The 20080-nt window shown below is 28.4% G+C and carries 18 protein-coding genes; 13 read left to right on the top strand and 5 right to left on the bottom strand.

Translation table 11 applies throughout. The annotated features are described in order from the left end of the window. Positions 1 to 16 precede the first annotated feature (16 nt). Positions 17 to 6085 carry a non-ribosomal peptide synthetase gene (locus tag FAY47_RS18300; protein ID WP_207706265.1) on the top strand — a complete coding sequence of 2023 codons (6069 nt, stop codon included), beginning with the start codon at positions 17 to 19 and terminating at the stop codon, positions 6083 to 6085. A gap of 246 nt (positions 6086 to 6331) precedes the next feature. After that, positions 6332 to 7093, top strand: coding sequence for a YdcF family protein (locus FAY47_RS18305; RefSeq protein ID WP_143318372.1), 762 nt, complete (start codon positions 6332 to 6334; stop codon positions 7091 to 7093). 125 nt (positions 7094 to 7218) lie between these two features. Here the strand turns inward: FAY47_RS18305 and FAY47_RS18310 are convergent, their stop codons facing one another. Together FAY47_RS18310 and FAY47_RS18315 are read right to left on the bottom strand one after the other, a co-directional pair. Continuing rightward, positions 7219 to 8226, bottom strand: coding sequence for a DUF3053 family protein (locus tag FAY47_RS18310; protein ID WP_143318373.1), 1008 nt, complete (start codon positions 8224 to 8226; stop codon positions 7219 to 7221). 144 nt (positions 8227 to 8370) lie between these two features. Further along, complete coding sequence (locus tag FAY47_RS18315; RefSeq protein ID WP_143318374.1) at positions 8371 to 9423, bottom strand: DUF3053 family protein; 1053 nt, start codon at positions 9421 to 9423, stop codon at positions 8371 to 8373. Between the two features lie 309 nt (positions 9424 to 9732). On the opposite strand from FAY47_RS18315, the gene FAY47_RS18320 reads away from it, so the two are divergent. The 7 genes from FAY47_RS18320 (at position 9733) to FAY47_RS18350 (ending at position 14839) form a co-directional block, all read left to right on the top strand. Further along, the gene (locus FAY47_RS18320) at positions 9733 to 10869 is read left to right on the top strand and encodes a hypothetical protein (protein ID WP_143318375.1); all 1137 of its coding nucleotides are present in this window, start codon (positions 9733 to 9735) and stop codon (positions 10867 to 10869) included. 3 nt (positions 10870 to 10872) lie between these two features. Further along, entirely contained in the window at positions 10873 to 11184 is a 312-nt protein-coding gene (locus FAY47_RS18325) for a hypothetical protein (RefSeq protein ID WP_143318376.1), read from the top strand. A gap of 28 nt (positions 11185 to 11212) precedes the next feature. Beyond that, positions 11213 to 12652, top strand: a complete 1440-nt coding sequence (locus FAY47_RS18330) for a T7SS effector LXG polymorphic toxin (RefSeq protein WP_143318377.1) — start codon at positions 11213 to 11215, stop codon at positions 12650 to 12652. Positions 12653 to 12784: 132 nt separating this feature from the next. Next, complete coding sequence (locus FAY47_RS18335) at positions 12785 to 13204, top strand: DUF5082 domain-containing protein (RefSeq protein WP_143318378.1); 420 nt, start codon at positions 12785 to 12787, stop codon at positions 13202 to 13204. A gap of 11 nt (positions 13205 to 13215) precedes the next feature. After that, positions 13216 to 13662, top strand: coding sequence for a hypothetical protein (locus FAY47_RS18340; protein ID WP_143318379.1), 447 nt, complete (start codon positions 13216 to 13218; stop codon positions 13660 to 13662). A 151-nt stretch (positions 13663 to 13813) separates the two neighbouring features. Further along, positions 13814 to 14266, top strand: coding sequence for a hypothetical protein (locus FAY47_RS18345; RefSeq protein WP_143318380.1), 453 nt, complete (start codon positions 13814 to 13816; stop codon positions 14264 to 14266). A gap of 159 nt (positions 14267 to 14425) precedes the next feature. Beyond that, the gene (locus FAY47_RS18350; RefSeq protein ID WP_143318381.1) at positions 14426 to 14839 is read left to right on the top strand and encodes a hypothetical protein; all 414 of its coding nucleotides are present in this window, start codon (positions 14426 to 14428) and stop codon (positions 14837 to 14839) included. Positions 14840 to 14870: 31 nt separating this feature from the next. On the opposite strand, the gene FAY47_RS18355 is transcribed toward FAY47_RS18350, so the two are convergent. Next, a complete protein-coding gene (locus FAY47_RS18355) occupies positions 14871 to 15815 on the bottom strand; it encodes a serine protease (protein WP_143318382.1) in 945 nt (314 codons plus the stop codon). Positions 15816 to 16113: 298 nt separating this feature from the next. Here FAY47_RS18355 and FAY47_RS18360 point away from each other — a divergent pair, with 298 nt between their 5' ends. Further along, on the top strand, positions 16114 to 16461 hold the full coding sequence (locus FAY47_RS18360; RefSeq protein WP_143318383.1) for a hypothetical protein: 348 nt from the start codon (positions 16114 to 16116) through the stop codon (positions 16459 to 16461). A 139-nt stretch (positions 16462 to 16600) separates the two neighbouring features. Then, entirely contained in the window at positions 16601 to 17065 is a 465-nt protein-coding gene (locus tag FAY47_RS18365; protein WP_143318384.1) for a hypothetical protein, read from the top strand. 26 nt (positions 17066 to 17091) lie between these two features. Here the strand turns inward: FAY47_RS18365 and FAY47_RS18370 are convergent, their stop codons facing one another. Then, on the bottom strand, positions 17092 to 17670 hold the full coding sequence (locus FAY47_RS18370; RefSeq protein WP_143318385.1) for a GNAT family N-acetyltransferase: 579 nt from the start codon (positions 17668 to 17670) through the stop codon (positions 17092 to 17094). Between the two features lie 30 nt (positions 17671 to 17700). Beyond that, complete coding sequence (locus tag FAY47_RS18375) at positions 17701 to 18201, bottom strand: DUF5673 domain-containing protein (protein WP_143318386.1); 501 nt, start codon at positions 18199 to 18201, stop codon at positions 17701 to 17703. Positions 18202 to 18393: 192 nt separating this feature from the next. Between FAY47_RS18375 and FAY47_RS18380 the strand changes: the two genes are divergently transcribed. Then, positions 18394 to 18981, top strand: a complete 588-nt coding sequence (locus FAY47_RS18380; RefSeq protein ID WP_143318387.1) for a hydrolase — start codon at positions 18394 to 18396, stop codon at positions 18979 to 18981. A 122-nt stretch (positions 18982 to 19103) separates the two neighbouring features. After that, positions 19104 to 19814, top strand: a complete 711-nt coding sequence (locus tag FAY47_RS18385; protein WP_143318388.1) for a flavodoxin family protein — start codon at positions 19104 to 19106, stop codon at positions 19812 to 19814. Positions 19815 to 20080: the final 266 nt, after the last annotated feature.

The raw sequence follows: 20080 nt of genomic DNA on the forward strand, positions 1-20080 counted from the left end.
GATAGAAAATCTTAAATTGAAAAAGGATACGAGCAGGAACTCTTTATTTGATGTAATGTTTATTACACAAAACTTAGAGGTAGGAGATCTAAACATAGATGGAATCCAGTTAGAACAATATAAATTTAATCATGGAATATCTCAATTTGATATGACAATGACAGCTATGGAATGTGATGATGAGATATTATTTAGCATTGATTATGCAACAAAATTATTTAAAGAAGAAACTATGGAGAGGTTTGTTGAACATTTTGTAAATGCTGTTAAGGATATAGTAGTAGATACAGATAAAAAGATAAGTGATATAAAATTAATTTCAGATGAAGAAAGAAATAAGTTATTATATGAATTTAATGATACTGATGCTGATTATCCAAGGGATAAAACTTTACAAAAAATATTTGAAGAATGTGTTGAAAAAGTGCCAGATAGGATAGCAGTAGTGTTTGAAGGCGATAAATTAACATATAGAGAGCTTAATGAAAGAGCAAACTCATTAGCAAGAGTTCTTAGAGAAAAGGGAGTAAAAGCGGATAGTATTGTAGGAATAATGGTTGAAAAATCATTAGAAATGATAGTTGGAATAATGGGTATATTAAAGGCTGGTGGGGCGTATCTACCAATAGATCCTAATTACCCTAAAGAAAGAGTTGAATATGTATTAGATAATAGTAAAACAAGCATTATATTGACTCACAAAAACTTTTGTAATGGAATTGATTTTACAGGTGAAATAATAGACTTAGAAGATGCTAGCATGTATAGCAGTGACACAAGCAATCTAGGAACTATGTCCAAGCCATCAAATCTAGCGTATGTTATATATACATCAGGTTCAACAGGAAGACCTAAGGGAGTAATGATTGAGCACCATGCAATAGTCAATAGATTAAATTGGATGCAGAAAAAATATCCATTGACTAGTGAAGATGTTATATTGCAAAAAACTACTTTTACCTTTGATGTATCAGTATGGGAACTATTTTTATGGAGTTTAAGTGGATCAAAATTATGCTTTATTAAACCAGAAGGTGAAAAAGATCCTCAAACTATAATAGATACAATAGAGAAAAATAATATAACAACAATGCATTTTGTACCATCAATGCTTAATGTATTTTTAGAGTATATTGATACAGTAGGTGGTGTAGAGAGAGTATCAAGTTTAAGAAATGTATTTTCAAGTGGTGAAGCTTTAGGTATAAAACAAGTAGAGAGATTTAAGCGTTTATTAAAAGAAGTAAATGGAACAGAATTATTTAACCTATATGGACCAACAGAAGCTGCTGTCGATGTAACTTATTTTGATTGTTTAAAAGAGCCAGATTTAAAGATAGTTCCTATAGGAAAACCTATTGATAATATAAAACTCTATATATTAGATAAGAATTTAGAGATGAATCAAATAGGGGTATCAGGTGAACTTTATATAAGTGGAGAAGGATTAGCAAGAGGATATTTAAATAATGCAGAATTAACGTCAGAAAGATTTATTGAAAATCCATTTGAGCCTGGAAAGAAAATGTATAAGACAGGGGATATAGCTCGTTGGTTAGCTGATGGAAATATAGAGTATTTAGGAAGATCAGATAGCCAAGTTAAGATTAGAGGATTTAGAATTGAGCTTGGAGAAATAGAAAACAGGATAATGGAATATGAATCAGTTAAAGAAGCAGTAGTTATAGTAAGAAATGATAGTGAGGATAATAAATATTTATGTGCATATATAGTAGCTGATAAAGAAATTACAGTAATGGAGTTAAGAGCTCATTTATCTAATGATTTACCAGATTATATGATACCAACTTACTTTATAAAGTTAGAGAAAATTCCATTAACCCATAACGGAAAAGTAGATAGAAAAACTTTATTATTATTTAATGAAAACATGACAATAGGTGTAGAATATATAGAACCAAGAAACGAAATAGAAGAAAAGCTTAGCGTTATATGGAATGAAATATTAGGTATCAAAAATATAAGTGTAAAAGATAACTTTTTTGAAATTGGAGGTCATTCTTTGAAATTAACAACCCTTATGACAAGCATACATAGGGAGTTTGAAGTTAAGGTATCGCTAAGCGAACTATTCAAAATTGCAACAATAGAAAAGCAAGCAGAATATATACAGGCAGCATCAATAACAAGATATAGAGAAATAGAAAAAGTAGAAGAAAGAGAGTATTATCCATCATCTTCAGCGCAAAAGAGAATGTATGTAATTCAAGAATCTAATAAAGATAAAACTAATTATAATGTTCCAGATGCAATGTTGTTAGTAGGAAAGTTAGATAAAGAAAGACTTAATGAAACATTTAAGAAGTTAATAATTAGGCATAAGTCATTAAGAACAAGCTTTGAAATTCTAGATGGAGAAGTAGTTCAAAAGATATGGGAAAATGTTGAATTTAATATTGAAAATTATGAGGTTAAGGACGAAAGTGAAGTAGAAGCTATTATCAGTAGTTTTGTAAGGCTATTTAATTTAAGTGAAGCTCCATTAATTAGGGTGGGACTTATAAAGGTTGAAGATACTAAACATATTCTTATGGTAGATATGCATCATATAATTTGTGATGGAGTTTCAATGGGAATAATTATAGATGAGATAGGCAGAATCTATCAAGGAGAGAAGTTAGAGGAATTACCAATACAATATGTAGACTATGCAGTATGGCAAAATAAAAATAAAGAAGAGATAAATAAAAGGCAAAAAAAATATTGGTTAGAAAGATTTTCTGGAGAAATTCCCGTATTAAATTTCCCAACAGATTATGTTAGACCAGTAGTGCAAAGCTTTGAAGGTGAGACATTAAGTTTTAGTTTAGATAAAAGCATAAAAGAAAAATTAAATAAAATAGCAGAAGAAAATAACGCTACATTATATATGGTGTTATTATCTACATTAAATATATTATTGCACAAGTATACAGGACAAGAAGATATCATTATAGGATCTCCTGTTGCAGGAAGAACACATGGAGACTTAGAAAAAGTAGTTGGAATGTTTGTAAATACATTAGCCATGAGAAATAAACCAACTGGAGAAAAAACTTTCAAGGAATTCTTGAAAGAAGTAAGAGAAAATGCATTTAATGCTTATGAAAATCAAGATTATCAATTTGAGGAATTAATAGAAAATCTTAAAGTACAAAGAGATACAAGTAGAAATTCTTTATTTGATGTAATGTTTATAACACAAAACTTAGAAGTAGGAGACCTAAATATAAATGGTATAGAGGTAGAGAACTATAATTTTCAAAATAAGATTTCAAAAATTGATATGGCATTGATAGCGGAAGAAGATTATGATCAAATACTATTTTATTTAGAATATGATGTAAAATTATTTAAAAAAGAAACTATGGAAAGGTTTATTGATCATTTTATAAATGCTATTAAGGATATAGTATTAGATACAGAGAAAAAGATAAGTAATATAGAAATAATATCAGAAGAGGAAAAAAATAAGTTATTATATAAATTCAACAATACTAAAAAAGAATATCCTAAATATATGACTGTAATTGAACTATTTGAAGAAATAGTAGAAAAATATAAAGATAGCATTGCTTTATCTTCAAATAAGACATCAATTACCTATAAGGAATTAAATGAGAAAGCAAATAAGATAGCAAATCTGTTAAGAAGTAATGGAGTAGGAAGAAATACAGTTGTAGGAATTATAAGTGATAGAACTATAGAAACAGTTATAGGGGTATTAGGTATTGTAAAAGCTGGTGGGGTATATATGCCAATAGATGAAGAATATCCAGAAGAAAGAATCTGTTATATGATTGAAGACAGTGAAAGTAAAATAGTAATAGGAAAGAAAGAATTAATAAGTAGATACAATATAGAAGGCGTTAAAACCATATCAATAGATGGAATAGAAGTAGAAAAGGAAAGTGCAGAAAATCTAGAGATAATAAATAAAATAGATGATTTAATTTATATAATATATACATCAGGAAGCACAGGAAAGCCTAAGGGAGTAGCTATAGAGCAAAGAAATATAATAAGGCTTGTTAATGATACTAACATACTTAAAGTTTCAAAAGATGATGTAATATTAAAAACAATGTCAATGGCCTTTGATCCATCAACTGTAGATATATGGGGAACATTTTTAAATGGTATAGAACTACATATGATAAATAAAGACATTGTAATTAATCCTAAGTTATTAGAATCTGTAATATTAAAGAATAATGTAACAATAATGCAACTTCCAGCAGCTTTATTTAATCAATATGGAATAGAGAATATTGATGTATTTAAAAAGTTGAAATATATACACGTTGGAGGGGATGTTATATCTCCAAAAGCGTTAAAAACAGTATTACAGGTATGTGAAGAGTTAAAAGTTATTAATACCTATGGACCAACAGAAAATACTGTAATATCAACAGCATATACAGTAGAAAGTAAATGGGATGAAAATGATGTAGTTCCAATAGGTAAGCCAATAGAAAACTCAACAGCATATATACTAGGTGCAAATAATTCACTTCTACCAATTGGTGCAATAGGAGAATTATGTGTAGGTGGAGATGGTTTAGCTAGAGGATATATAAATAGGGATGACTTAACTAAGGAAAAGTTTATAGAAAACCCATATATAAAAGGAGATAGAATATATAAAACAGGTGATTTTGCAAGATGGCTTCCAGATGGAAATATAGAATTCCTAGGAAGAAAAGATGAGCAAGTAAAGATAAGAGGCTTCAGAATAGAAATGGGCGAAATCGAAAATATAGTATTATCTTATCCAAAAATAAGGGAAGTAGTTCTATTATTAAGACAAGAATCAGGAAAAGAGCTTTGTTTATACTATACTGGTGAAGGTGTTGAAGTAGCAGAATTGAAAGCATATATGTTAGATAGGCTACCAGCATATATGATACCAACTTATATAATGAAACTTGAAAGTATGCCCCTTACAAAAAATGATAAAGTTGATAGAAAAGCACTTCCTAAGCCAGAAATGAGAGCAGAAGCAGAGTGGGTTGCCCCAAGAAATGAAGTAGAGTCAAAGCTTGCTGAAATGTGGAGAGAGATATTAGGCATTGAAAAGGTTGGAGTAAAGGATAATTTCTTTGAGCTTGGAGGGCATTCTTTAAAAGTAACAATGCTTATGACAAGGATACAGAAGGAATTTGAGGTTCCAATATCCCTTAGTGAATTATTTAAGTTTGTAACAATAGAAAGGCAAGGAAAGTATATACAAAAGTTATCAGAAAGAAGATATGATAAAGTACAAAATGATAATTTAACATTATTAAAAATGGGGCATAATGATTCAATGAATTTATTTTTAGTGCCAGGTGCAGATGGTGATTCAAGTTTGTTTATAGATCTAAGTAATTTGTTAGATGATAAATATACATGCTGGGGAATTGATTCAAATTTATTAAAGGAATATGAAGTTAAAGACAGGACAATTGAGGAAATTGCAGATGAATATTTAGAAAGAATAAGTAAAGTGCAAAAGAAAGGTCCATATCATTTAATAGGTCATTCAGCAGGTGGTGCAATTATATTTGAAATGGCAAGAAAGCTTCTAGATAAAAATGAGGAATTGGGAGAACTTATATTTGTAGATACAGTTTTTCCAGGTAACAAATTTGAATCTTTTGAAAGAAATGAAGTTTTGGAAAGCATAGAAGAGGTGTGTATATCAGAAATTTCTAATTCAGATGAGACAAATTCTAAAAAAGATAAAATGAATAAGTTTGAGTTATTAAAAGATAGAATACCAGAAGATATAAAAGTTATGATACCAAATATTGAAACAATGGCTTTAGAGGAGTTAGTTAGAAGTATTAATACAATAAGAACAATTTCAAAGGCATATATTAAGTGGCTTGCAAGTGGCGAGGTTAATAAGCTTAAAATGAAGGCAAGTTATTTAAGAGCAAAAGATGGAATTGAAAATGGATATATAAATTGCAAGCTACATTTTTCAGAGAAAGTTGAACAACAAGTTATCTTGGGAAACCATTATAGTATGTTAAAAAATCCAAATGTAAAACAAATAGTAGAATATATAGAAGATAAGCTCAAAATATATGAAATATAAATAGGATGGATAATTTCATAAGAAATGTAGATTTTTAATCATTGCTGAGATTGGAAATATATATTATAAAAAACTCTTACCTAGTAAAATGGGTAAGAGTTTTCAATTTTTATAACAGATTCATGGCAAATAAATGTATAATAGAAAAGATGGATAGGGAAGTTTTTGCAGAGTGTGAAAAGGAAGGCATGAGCTTTACATTAGTGTTAAGATAGATAAAGATAATTATTAAGGAGGATAGATATTTTGATAAAATTTATAGATATTATAGTTGGAGGAGTTCTAATAGCATACTTTTTTATTGTAAACTTAATTAGCAGCAAGAGAGTTGCCTTTAGTGGAACAATAGCAGCAGTAGGGGTAATTTTTATTCTCTATCACTTTATAAAAAATAGGTTTAATGAAAATCAGTATTTTATTAAAGGTATGAATATAATAAAAGTCTTGATATCAATTGGACTCATATTTTTTATAGTTTTAGAAGCTGCTATAGTGTTTTATCCAAAAAAAGATCATAGAGATACAGATTATATTCTAGTACTTGGGGCAGGTCTTAATAATGGTGATCAATTAAGCTTAACTTTAAAAGATAGATTGGATTCAGCTATAAAGTGTGTAAATGATTATGGAAATAGTGGTTTTATAGTTGTCTCAGGGGGACAGGGAAATGATGAAGATATATCAGAAGCAGAGGCGATGAAAAGATACTTGGTAAGTGAGGGCTTGTCAGAAGAAAAAATAATTAAAGAAGATAAGTCTAGAAATACTAATGAAAATTTTAAGTTTTCTAAAGATAAGATAGAAGAGCATTCTAGAAAAGCTATAGAAGATAGCAGTGTAAAGGTGGTAACTACGGATTTTCACGCCTTAAGAAGTAATTTATTAGCTAAAAAAAGTGGATATAAAAATATAAATTTATATACTAGTAATACAGTTTCTTATTTAATCCCTGTATTTTATTCAAGGGAGGCCTTTGCAGTAGTTAAGAGTTTCTTATTTGATAGGTAAGTTGCATTATTTGATAGAGATATCCAAGTTGATAATGCTGTTTTTTTCAGAAAAGATAACAAAGCCTTAAAAGTTCAGATAAAACCACCCTTTTACGGGTGGTTTTATCTGAACTTATATTTAACTTACTTTAATTTATTTTGTATTTCATTTCCCTTTTCAATAAGATTAGTGATATCTTCAACAAATCCATTAGCTTTATTTATATCAGAATCATTATAAAATGATAATTTATTATTTTCTACCACATATTTACCTTGAGAAGAAAGTAAAAAATCTAAAAAGCTATTTGTTTTAGAATATATCTCTTTTGTAACTTTAAATAATTCAGCAATATTTTTACTATCTTTAAGTTGTTCTTTTCTAAAAGCATCTAGAAAACTCTTTTTATATTCCTTTGGTGATTTCACATTTGAAACCATTTTGTCAAGAATTGTAATTAGATCATTACATTCTGCTTCAGTTTTATCAATAATTTTAACAGTATCTTCTAACTTTTCCTTTGAAGTTTTAATTTGATCACTGTCTCCTAGAGAATTAGCACTTAGCATGGTTTCAAGTCCTATAGAGGAAATATTATTTATATCCTTTTTAAGAGCTATAGATTTTGGCCCATATTCGCTAACAATATTTAAAACTGGAGCAAATTCTCCATATTGTGATTTTTCATAGCTTTCTCCACTGATGTCTTGCTCATTTTCTATACTATTGCAAAGACTGATTAATTTTTCCTCACCAGCTTTATTTACCAGATATTCATCTCCAATAGTTTTAAATGTGCTTACTATTATACCTGAAGAACCTAGAAAGAAAATTATAGAAAATGCAAAAAGAACTCCATTTTTCTTAAAAACTTTAGTTCCTAATAAAAATAAGATTACTATAATTAGTATACTTCCGAAAATAAGACCTAAAGAAAAACTCATAGTATTGGGTAATTCAAGACGAGTATTTCTTAGGTGATTAATAAAGATATTAAGACATGAAATCAGAAAACCAAGTGCAAAAAAAACTATAGAAAGTATAAATAGAACACCTTTCTTTTTCTTCTTCTTAGTTTCGTAAGGTTCGAAATCATAATCTTGATTTTCATAAAAATTGTTATCATCGTTGTAATCTGTAAAGTTAGACAATTATTACTACACCCCTTCCGTTGGGTATTATAACATCAATTTACACATTAGACAATAAATATTGTTTTGCAAAATAAATAACCCCGGGAAAATCTAACTTGAATTTTCCCGAGGGGTTATTGTTATATCTTTTTTTGGTGAAGATTACTTAAGATTATTTAAGTCATCAAGTTTTTGGCTTTTGCTTTTAGCGATTCTATTTTGTATTTCAGCTTCTTTTTGGGCAAGATTATTGATATCTTTAATAAATCCATTATATTTATTTAGATCAGCATCAGCATAAAATAATATTTCATTATTTTTAACAACGTATTTACCTTGAGAGGCAAGTAAAAAATCCATTAAACTATTTATTTTAGAAAATACATCTTTTTCAACTTTGAAAAATTCCTTCATATCTTTACTATTTTCAAGTTGTGCTTTTCTAAAACCATCTAGAAAACTTGTCTTAAATTCTTTTGGCAATTCCGTATTTGAAACGCTTGTATCAAGATTTGTAACTAGATCATTATATTTTGTTTCATAGTCATCATAAATTTTAACAGTATCCTCTAATTTTTTCTTTGAACTTTTGATTTTTTCCACATCTCCTAGTGAATTAGGGTTTAGCATGGTCTCAAGTCCAATAGAGGAAATATTATTGTTTATATCATTTTTAAAAGCTGTGCATTTTGTACCATAATCTCTAATGATATTTAAGATTGGAGTTAATTCTCCATATTGTGATTTTTCATAGTTTTCTCCACTTATGTCTTGTTCGTTTGCTATACTATTACAAACGCTGATTAATTTTTCTTCACCAGCTCTATTTGCTCGCGCTTCATCCCCAATGGCTTTAACGGTAGTTACTGTTGAACCTAAAGAACCTAGGAAAAAAATTATAGAAAATGCAAAAAGAACTCCATTCTTCTTAAAAACTTTAGTTCCTAATAAAAATAAGATTGCTATAATTACTATACTTCCGAAAATAAGACCTAAAGAAAAACTCATAGTATTAGGTAAATTAAGACGAGTATTCCTTAGGTGATTAACAAAGGTATTAAGACATGAAATCAAAAAACCAAGTGCAAAAAAAACTATAGAAAGTATGAATAAAACACCTTTCTTATTCTTAGTTTCGTAAGGTTGAAAACCATAATTTTGATTTCCATAAAAATTATTATTATTGTTATTGTTGTAATTTGTAAAGTTAGACAATTATCACTACACCCCTTCCGTTGGGTATTATAACATCAATTTATATATTAGACAATAAGCCTTAATATGTTACAAAAAAACAGTTATTAGGAGGTTTTGTAGAGCTCAGCCCTGTGTTTTCCTAGTGTTTTTTGTAATACAGTTTTTATATATTTCTAAAGTCCTAATAAATTTAGGACTTTAGTCTTAACATTAAAGGACTTTAGTCACAAAGTTGGATATTTGAAGGAAAGCTGCATTTATATGCTATATAATAAAATTATAAGATCAATTGAGAAAAATGGTTCGTTTTTATGAAGGGGTGAAAATATGAGAGCCAATATAATAAATAAATTAACGGTTCAATTTAATGAACAAGAATATAGGGAAGATGAAATTTACTTAACTATTGGGATAAAATCTGGATTTTGTATAGATAAGATGCTACTGCTGCCTAAGAATGAGATTAAAGAAGTTAATCAAGCTAGCGGAGATGTACTTATTAACTATATGGATATAATAATGAGAGAAAAATATGACATTAGAATTAAAGGTGATGTAAAAACTGACATAATATATATTTCTACAAAGACTAAAAAAGAAAGGTTAGATGATGTTGTTACAGTGCTTTTAAAAACTTTATATGAAGAGAAAATAGATGAAGAAATATTTTGTAGAGCTAAAGAAGCTGCAAAAAATAGTTTTTCTTATAATTATAAAATCGTTGAATGTAGAGCTTACTACCATATGATGGAGTTTTCTAATGTAAATAAAAGCTTTAATTTAGAAAAGCTGACAAAGGATTATTTAAGTATAAGTTTTCAAGATTTTAAAGAATTTACGGAAGAAATTGTAGTTCTCCCAAATAGCATTCTTTTTATCAATGGTGACTTAAGTGATTTGAATAAAAGTAAAATGTTTAAATATATAGAAAGTATTAAGACAAAGGAAACTTATGTTATGCCTATAGCAAAAGCTGTAAATAAGTATTTGCAAAGTGATGTGCATTTAATTGATACAGCTAGAAAGAATACAACAATGGGAGGAATAAATTTTAATTTCTTTAATGAAGATATAACCTATTTAGAAAAACAGCTTTTATTATCTGTAATAAATGAAATTATGTTTAAAGAAAAAGGATTGTTGTTATTAGATGAGTTTGATAATAGCTTAATTTACTTCAATACAAAGCTAGGTGAATATAGTACAAAGATTCTTAAATACCTTAATGAAGAAAATGTATCAAAAGCTAAAGATGCAATATTGTACAAGCTGGCATATACCTTAGAGAAAAAGCCTTACATATTTAATAAATATTGTATTGATTTATTTTCAAAAGGAATTGATTTCGATGATTACTTTGAGGCTTTAAACATATGTGATTATGAATTGCTTAAAAAAATATACATTAAGGGAAATTTGAAAATAACAGAAAGTCATTTATTATATAAAAAAAAGGAGGCATAAAATATGGCACAAATTCTTATTAGACCAGAAGATTTACAAAAAGAGATAACTAGCAGTAGAGGAACAAATGGAAAAGTTAAGGCTTTAAAATATAGTGCTGACAAAAAAAATATACAGCTTCAAAGCATAGATAAGTTTTTAGAATGTTTAGAGGCTCTAAATTCAGCTTTGGCACAATTTGGAGATATTACAGAAATTGATTTACATACTTTAGAGATAGTTAAGGCTAACTGGATGAAACTTGATGATGATATAGCATCCAAAACTATTTTTAACAGAACAACAGATGCAGTTAATAAGTTAATAAGTCAATAGTATTTTAAGGTTTAAAGGTGGAATTAGAATGGCAAGATTAGTAAATAGTAATGTTACTGAAATGTTGAATCAAGTTAATCAATATAAAAAGATCGTAGAAGATACTTTTTATGAACATTACAAGAATATATATGAACTTACTCAAACTAACAATTTTAGAGGAGACGGTGCTACTGCCTATAAAGAATATTTAATAAAGGTTACTGTGAATTATATTAATGCTTTTATGAATATAGCAGCAGAGGTTTCCACAACCTTTGAAAAAATGCATAATAGTTATATTGCATTAGAATCCTCAGAAACAGGTAGTATAGACGCAGAGACTTTAGATAATGTTAAGGAAGGTTTGAACGGTAAAAATGAAGAATTCCAGTCATTAGCTGCTGAAGTTGAAGCATTAAATGATGAAGCTTCTAATTATATTTCTGTTGAGAGTTTAAATACTTCAGATGTAGTAGAGACATACAGTGGTTTGGATAGTGAATTATGCAAAATTAATGATGAGCTTACAGAAGTTGATTCAAATTGTTTAACAGAAGCTAATAATTTATTGGATAGAATTAATGAGTTAATGTATCAATTAAAAGCTGTAGCTAATAATTATCATTATGATAATAAAATTAATGCAGACAAGGTAAAGGAAATAAGTGTTCAAACATGGTACAAGGAAGAAAAGGCTGATAACTTAAATATAAAGCTAAAAGAAGATCCATTTTATTATAGTGCAGATGCAAAATATCTTTCTGAAAATCAATGGGCTAGAGGAATAGCATCAGATACTTACATCTATGGAGGATATACAGCTTTTGGTGGACAATATAATGCAAATTACAATAAGGGAGTAGGCTCTGTAGACGCAAGTGGTTCACTATTTAATGTATATGAAAATGCACAATTGACAGACTATTTAAAGCAAAAAGCAAGCTTATCTTTAGGATCTGCTGCAGCAACAGGTAAAATAGGATTTACAGATGATTATTCAGGATTTCAAGCAAAAGGGTCAGTATCTGTAGTAGATGCAAATTATTCAACTGTTTTAGGAACAGATACTTTTAATGGATATGTAAAAGCCAATGCAACGGCTCTATCAGCAGGTGGTTATGTTAATGATTATGTTAAAAGTAATGGAGACTTTGATTTTGGAATTGGCGGTAAAGCTACAGGGGCAGAAGCTTCTGGTACTGTAGGAACTTCAATTTTAACTGTTCCAGGAAATACAGAGAAAAATGAATATGCTGGAGGAAAAGTAAAGGTTAGTACTTCTACGTCTTTATTATCCTTAGGTGTTAAAGGTAAAATAGGTTTAAGTGCCTCTGCAGATGCTGATGTATCTAATACACAAGTATTAGATTATAAAGGAGTAAATGTAAATGCAGTACATGTTAAGCTTGGAGGATGTCTTGGACTAGGAGCGGAAGTTGATGCTACAATACCAGTAGTAACATTTGATTTGCCTTGGGAAAAATAAATTAATAGAGTGACTTTGGTATTTCCTGTAGTAATATTGATATCATTTATATGTAGAGGAAAAGTATGTCAAAGTAAAGTTCATAAAATTTAATATAAGAATTTGGAAAGGACAGAGAGGTGAAACTGTTTTATGTCATTATCAGGTTTAAAAAGAAGAAGAGATTCATATAGAAAAGATATTAGTGAAGAAAGTTCTAAATTAGAAGATTATAGAGCAAAAGCAAAGGCTCTTGCAAGTTTATACGAGAGAATGAAAGAAAAGAAGAGTGAGATGAAGTCTTTAGAAAAGTCTTTAGATAGTTTTGTAGGACAATCTTATGAATTTTGGGAGGGAAATGTATATAAGACCAGATATAAAAATACTGCAAAAAATGAACTAGTTGAAAATGGTTATGGAAAGATGATTACTATAATTGATAATAACTTAGATGAGATAAATACTAAAAGAGCATACTATGAAAACTTAGTATATGAAACTGAAGGAATAATAGGGAAATTGCATTCATGTTTAAATTCTGTTATAACTGAAATAGAAAATTGGGTAAACTAGGAAGTGATTAAATGGCAATTAGAATAAAGGTAGCTAAAGTACAGGAAGATCAGTTAGTAGATGAAGATATAAAAAGAGAAGTTGACAGCATACAGCAATTTTTTAATTTAACAAATTTTGAGTTTGCTGAAGGAACTGTAAATTTTGTACTAATAAAAGGTATATATTCTCATATAAAAAGATCAATGCTTGTAATTGGTGTATATGTTAATAAAACAGATAATACTGTCTATGGAATAAGTAGTGAATTAAATTTAAAATTCAATAATTTAGAGGCAGACATTATGTCTATTAATACGACTTTCCCTGAAGAGTTTGTAGGAAAGCTTGATGTGGATGATGGATTACTTGTTCATTTGGATATTCCAGTAGTTGGGCTAAATGAAGATGCTGAATTTAGTGTAAAAGATATAAGCGGTGAACTAAATAATGTTAAGCTTATTGAGAGGAAAGAATAGTTTTACTATTCATTGGAAAAGGCAATTTAATAAGTTTAGGAAAAGAGGTACATTGAGGTGATTTTCAATGTATTTTTTCCTTTTTGTATATGACAATGGTGGTAAAATTATTAGAGACTTTAAAAGATAAGAAATAAGGGGAGCGATTAAAATGAAAATGTTTAGTAAGTTATGGTGGATATTTTCCATAATAGGAACCGTTGCAGCATTATTAAATCCTTATATTGGAGGGTTTGGTATTACAAATATAGGAGAATTATTTTTTATGTCAATTTTATTTATGTATGTTAATGGTTTATTTAAAATTATAAAATCAAATAAATATAATGAAAAAAAAATAATAAAAAGAGTAATCAAAGTAAATGGAATTTTAACATATGTTATACCTAGTATATTTTTCTTAATTAAGTTATTTGTAGGTGCAACGGTGTTTGTGGTAGCATATGCTGATAATATAGTAATGGCGCCTTATGAAATTTGGAGCAATCCACAGAAAATGAGTATAATATGCTTAATAGTTGAAATGATTTTTAATGTAGCATTATTGATATCATTTATAGGTAAGGGGAAGATTATAAGAAAAACGGTAAATGAATATGAATAAAGACAAATATAAAAAATTAAATAAGATTTGCACTATAGCAGTTGTAATTCCCTTTAGTATAAGAATGTTGTTTTGAAATCTTAGTTTTTTCTACTTATGGATAAAAATAACATGGTATAATAAGATATAAATATTATGATTTACTTAGGGGGAAAAGATATGTTAACAACTGAAATGGAAGATTACATAAAAAAAATCTATGAAAAGGCAGTAGAGCATGGGCAAAGCATTAACAAGAACTTAGACTTTTCAGATAAGAGTATAGTGGAGGTAGAAGGGATTTTAGATTATTATTCAAAGGATTTAAAGAATTCTGATGAAGCTAGAAAGCCAACGGATAATCAAATTAAATCAGTAGCTACTATATGGGGAATCTATCTAGGGGAGACTATGAGAAGGAAAGTTGGAGAAGGCTGTATATGGGAGTATAATAAAGAACAAGGTTTTTACATAACAGTAAATGGAGCCGATGCTTTTCCAATTAATAAGGCATATAGAAGAATAGTACTTGGATCAGAGGATAATATTATATCATTTTATGAAATTATTACTGATAAATTAATGGAGAACTAATAAAAATAAGGTGCATTTAGCACCTTATTTTTTATCTAAAGCTATTTATATAATCAAATATAGGTTTTGTTATTCTTGTTGCGCTGTTCCATCCACCTGCACTAGAGCCAGAAGTGTGAATAGCAACAGCACGAGTATTTTCACCGTCTCCCTGATAAACAGGACAACCGCTTTGTCCACCAGTAGTATCAATTTGATAATATACTTTGTTTGATGTGTCACTTGTAATAGTTCCACTCATTTTCCATAAGGTTCTGCTTTTTTCACCAGGATAGCCAGTTACATCAACATTACTGCCTTTTAAGGATGATGATGTCCAAGATGCACCGAAATATCCAGTGTTGTTACCTATATTATCTTTTAATTGAAGAAGTCCCCAATCATAGTCAGTTGAATTTTTTTCTGTCCATCCTTTAGGAGCAGATATATTTGTAGCATATGTTGAACCAAAAGGTAAGTTACTTCCATTTGCACCAGGACAAACTAAAATGCTCTTTGCCCATCCACCATCTTCAGCAGAATAAACACAGTGTCCAGCTGTTATAGCAACATTTTTAGCATACATCCATGCAGTTCCAATATAAGCCTTATTATTTGGGAAAACCATTCTTATATAACATATTGCAGAGTATGGAAATACTGTTGTATTAGTTATTTCTGTTCTGTCATCACTTCCTATTACAACAGATTGTGGTGATTTTGCAACTGGAAGTCCACTTGGAATATATTCTTTTGATGATCCTTCAGTTACTGGATTTAATCCATCAATATTTGTAGTATATTGAGATTTTAAAATTGTCCTTTCTGATTGTGTATTAAGATCTTTTACATCAATGTTGTCCAGGTCATTAAGACTATTTGCTGAAACATTTGTGGGTAGTGGTACTGCATTGCCTACTTTATAAGGCAATAAAGAAAAGAGTAGTAAAGCAGAAAATAGAGTAGTTAGAATTTTGAATTTTTTACTTTTTACCATAGTAAGATCCCCCTTTAAAATATTTTATAGTGAAATTCATATAAATAATTTTTATTAAGTAAACACATGTGTTTGTATGAATTTCTATAATTACATTATACTACTAAATAGAATTAATGTAATGATTTTACTTATTAGGTAATAAGTTTCTAAAAAATTAAAGTAAAGGGGTATATATACTTAAAATAAAAAAATAAAGTGAATAAAAAGGTAAAAAATATTTAGGATATATAATTTTATGGGAATTTTTAGGAATTGCTGTTATAATTAAATATATTATTGTAAAGGTGGTTTTGTTATGAAAAAATTAAATGCTATAAAATATCTTTTACTTGTACTTAGTGTGTTTCTTATAGGATGTTCTGATAATACAGGGAAGGATACTCAAAAGAAAGAAAATAGTATAATGAGATTAAATGTTATTGAAGCTTCTGATACAGGAATTACAGCAGCAGAGGAAAATAAGATTGATTTAAAATATAATATTCCAAATTCTCAAATTGAAATCACAGATACCAATGATAATTCTTTATCTTGGAATGAACTGAAAAATGCAAAAGTTATTGAAGTGCATTATTCAGGAAGTATATTAGAAAGATATCCTGCGGTATTTGAAAAGATAATAAAAGTAGTAATTATATCTTAGATAATTGATTATTATTTTCTAAAGTAAAAGATGGTATTATTAATTAAGAATCTATAACAAAATTGAATAACAGGTTATGTAAATGCAAAAAGTAGTAATATGTTGATATTAACTTTTGGAAGCATTTTAGGAGGAAGCTATGGATTATAATGTTATAGATTTAATAAATAAGGCTATAAAAATTGGAATTAGACAAAAGGATGTATATATAAAAGCAAGTAAAGAAAAATCTGATATTCCTTCTATGAAAATAGTACTAAAGGTTATAATCAAGCAAATCGACCATAGCATTGAGTATTATGAAGCACTAAAAAAAGAGATGGAAGGTAAGAATTTTGAAGCCATTGATTTTGTGGTTTATGATAAGATTTCCTTTTTAATAAATGAGTTTAATGAAAGACTAAGGGAACCTCCAATAGATGATGTTAGACACTTTTTAGAATTTACACTTCAGTTAGAAAGGGATACCTATGCCTTGTTTGTAGACATACAAGGAAGATTTGTAAAGTGTAAAAATGATACCCATACAAAAACATATATAATTTTATCTCAAATAATCGAAAACCAAGTTGATTTTATTAAAGAGCTTGAAGATTTAATGTAATAGAGTATAAAAATAAAAGAGAAGACTTATCTTAAGACTTCTCTTTCAATTAGCCATTCACTTTTTAAAATTGAATATACAGCTAAATTATAAAATTCCTTATCATTACGTACTTTAACTTCTCTTAGAGTTCCTTCACATTTCATTCCGCTTTTAATCATTACCTTACCTGAGGCAATATTATTTGTATCATGCTTTGCAACTATTCTATTTAATCCTATCTCAGAAAATAAGTAGTCAATTACTGCATGTAGTGATTCAGTCATCATTCCTTTTGACCAGTATTTTCTTGATATACAATAACCAATTTCGCAAGAATAGTTTTCATTATCTAGTTCAACTAAGCCAATACTTCCAATAACTTGTCCTATTTCTTTTAATTCAATAGCCCAATGATATGTGTTGATCTTTTTATATTCGTTAATGCAAGTATCTATAAATTCTCTAGTAACCTCAATAGTTTTGTGTGGTTTCCAGGATAAGAATTTAGTTACTTCCTTGTCATTTCCCCAGTTATTAAACATATCATCAGCATCTTGAAGTTTAAATTTCCTAAGTAACAGTCTATCTGTATTGATTTCTATTGTACCTTTATGTGATAGCATAATATCCCTCCCAAATAAAGCTTAATAATATTATTCAGAAAGCTTTCTTTTTAATATCTCTTCTAAATCAGGCCTATTTTCTTCTTTTATATCAAATTCAACACTAGATTGAAATTTCAAGGATGGACGTAGTTTAAATCTAATAGTATTTTCTAATATCCAATCATAACTTTCAATTTTAGACCATTTATAAAAATTGCCTGCGTGATATATTCCATTTTCTCCTATTTCATTACCTCTCCATGACTTAATCAAATATGATAAGGAAAAGAGTATCCAAAATGTACTTGATAAGATACCGCTAATACTAATATTTTCTTGATTATTAATATAACCATTTAGATCATAGGCTAAAGCAAAGGTCCATATTATTAAGAAAACAAACCAAAAAATAGTTAAAAATAGATTTCTTTTTATTTTAATAGATAAACCTCTATTCTTATAGGAAGTATATAAATCAATTGATAATAAACATACTGCTAAGAAGATTAGTGGTATAAAAATTATTGTAGACAATGAAAAATGATTCAAATAATTCAACTCCTCTTAAGTTTTTTCTAGTATACAGTAATTATATCATAATATGTAATTATTTCATTAAAATAAATATATATAAATGATTTATATACAAGCATATTTGAAGTATGATTTTAAATTGTATATAATTTAACTAACATAATAAATTTTGGCAGAAATGGATAATAAAATAAAGGAGGAAACATAATGAAAAATGAAATTACAAGAAACGAGGCATTAGAGTTACTGATGAAGTATAATAAGGAGCCATTTCATATACTTCATGGTCTTACAGTCGAAGGGGTTATGAGGTGGTTTTCAGAGCAGCTTGATTTTGAAGATGAAACAGAATACTGGGGGATAGTAGGACTTTTGCATGACATAGATTTTGAAATGTGGCCTGAAGAACATTGTGTTAAGGCAGAAGAGCTTTTAAAGGAAGCTAATGTAAGTGAAGAAATGATTCATTCTATTTGCAGCCATGGGTATGGAATATGTGTTGATATAAAGCCTAATCATACTATGGAAAAGGTATTATTTGCTACTGATGAATTAACTGGTTTAATAGGAGCAGCTGCAAGAATGCGCCCATCAAAAAGTGTTATGGATATGGAACTATCTAGTTTAAAGAAAAAGTTTAAGGATAAAAAGTTTGCAGCAGGATGTTCAAGAGATGTAATTAAAAATGGAGCAGAACTTCTTGGATGGAGTTTAGATGAGCTATTAGAAAAGACAATTTTTGCTATGAGATCCTGTGAAAAAAGTGTAAATGAATATATGAGTAGCTTAAAATAAAAGTTAGATATGTTTTATTTTCTATAAATATTATAACACAAAATTTTCCAAATTATAAGACTGTAAGTTAGTTGGAAAGTTTTATATAATTACCTTTGAGTAAAAGAAAGAAGGTAGTTAATATGAAAATTGTAGCTATTAACGGAAGTCATAAAGGAGAGCATGGAAATACTAATATAATGGTTAATGCATTTTTAAAAGGTGCAAAGATAGCAGGAGTCAAAACTGTTAACATCTTTCTAAAGGAAAAAGAGATTGAACATTGCAGAGCTTGTAAAGTTTGTTGGTTCAAAAATCCAGGAAAATGCATAATTAAAGATGATATGGCAGAAATAATTTCTTTAATGGATGATGCTGATATAGTTATTTTGGCAACTCCAATATATTTTGACAACATTTCAAGTATGTTAAATGTATTTATGGATAGACTTATGGTAAAGGCTAGCCCCTATTGGGGAAATGATAGTCAGGGAGAATGTCGACATTTAACAACTCATAAATTTCCTAAAATAATAATGATGTCTAATTGTGGTTATCCTGAAAGAGCGCATTTTCAAGTTATTTCTCACTGGATTCAAAGAGTAGCACGTAATATTAATAGTGAATTACTAGCTGAAATATATGCTTCTGAAGGAGCAATATTAAATAGCAAGCTTGACAGTGTACTAAGCTACTTAGATACTTTACAAATAGCTGGCACAGAGGTTGCGACTAATATGAGTTTAACTGAAGAAACAAAAAAATTATTGGAACAAAAATTTATTCCAGATGAAATTTACATTAGAGAAGCTAAGAAATTTGTTGATAATATGTTAAAAGATAATATTTCTTAAAAAATTAAGGGTTGTCTCCAAATGGTTTTAAATCATTTGTATGGGATGGCTCTCTTTTTACATATCATAATTAATTGGGCTTTTCCAATAAATATCTATGTGTTATAGCGTATTTAATTCTTAAAAAGAGCTTATTGCCTTTTAAGAATTAAATAAACTATTTAGCGATAAAATGGTTTATTTAGTCTTCTAATTATGAGAATATGTGGGTAAAGAAAACTTGTATACTTTCATATCATTTAAAAGGAGGAATTAAGGTGTTAAGA

It is taken from the genome of Clostridium sp. HBUAS56017 (assembly GCF_007115085.1).
In the GTDB taxonomy this organism is placed as follows: Bacteria; Bacillota; Clostridia; order Clostridiales; family Clostridiaceae; genus Clostridium; species Clostridium cibarium.

Bases quoted from the DNA above. Each gene is read 5' to 3' on its own strand.
- FAY47_RS18320 (WP_143318375.1), top strand. From the start codon at position 9,733: ATGAGAGCCAATATAATAAATAAATTAACGGTTCAATTTAATGAACAA.
- FAY47_RS18325 (WP_143318376.1), top strand. From the start codon at position 10,873: ATGGCACAAATTCTTATTAGACCAGAAGATTTACAAAAAGAGATAACT.
- FAY47_RS18330 (WP_143318377.1), top strand. From the start codon at position 11,213: ATGGCAAGATTAGTAAATAGTAATGTTACTGAAATGTTGAATCAAGTT.
- FAY47_RS18335 (WP_143318378.1), top strand. From the start codon at position 12,785: ATGTCATTATCAGGTTTAAAAAGAAGAAGAGATTCATATAGAAAAGAT.
- FAY47_RS18340 (WP_143318379.1), top strand. From the start codon at position 13,216: ATGGCAATTAGAATAAAGGTAGCTAAAGTACAGGAAGATCAGTTAGTA.
- FAY47_RS18345 (WP_143318380.1), top strand. From the start codon at position 13,814: ATGAAAATGTTTAGTAAGTTATGGTGGATATTTTCCATAATAGGAACC.
- FAY47_RS18350 (WP_143318381.1), top strand. From the start codon at position 14,426: ATGTTAACAACTGAAATGGAAGATTACATAAAAAAAATCTATGAAAAG.
- FAY47_RS18355 (WP_143318382.1), bottom strand. From the start codon at position 15,815: ATGGTAAAAAGTAAAAAATTCAAAATTCTAACTACTCTATTTTCTGCT.
- FAY47_RS18360 (WP_143318383.1), top strand. From the start codon at position 16,114: ATGAAAAAATTAAATGCTATAAAATATCTTTTACTTGTACTTAGTGTG.
- FAY47_RS18365 (WP_143318384.1), top strand. From the start codon at position 16,601: ATGGATTATAATGTTATAGATTTAATAAATAAGGCTATAAAAATTGGA.
- FAY47_RS18370 (WP_143318385.1), bottom strand. From the start codon at position 17,670: ATGCTATCACATAAAGGTACAATAGAAATCAATACAGATAGACTGTTA.
- FAY47_RS18380 (WP_143318387.1), top strand. From the start codon at position 18,394: ATGAAAAATGAAATTACAAGAAACGAGGCATTAGAGTTACTGATGAAG.
- FAY47_RS18385 (WP_143318388.1), top strand. From the start codon at position 19,104: ATGAAAATTGTAGCTATTAACGGAAGTCATAAAGGAGAGCATGGAAAT.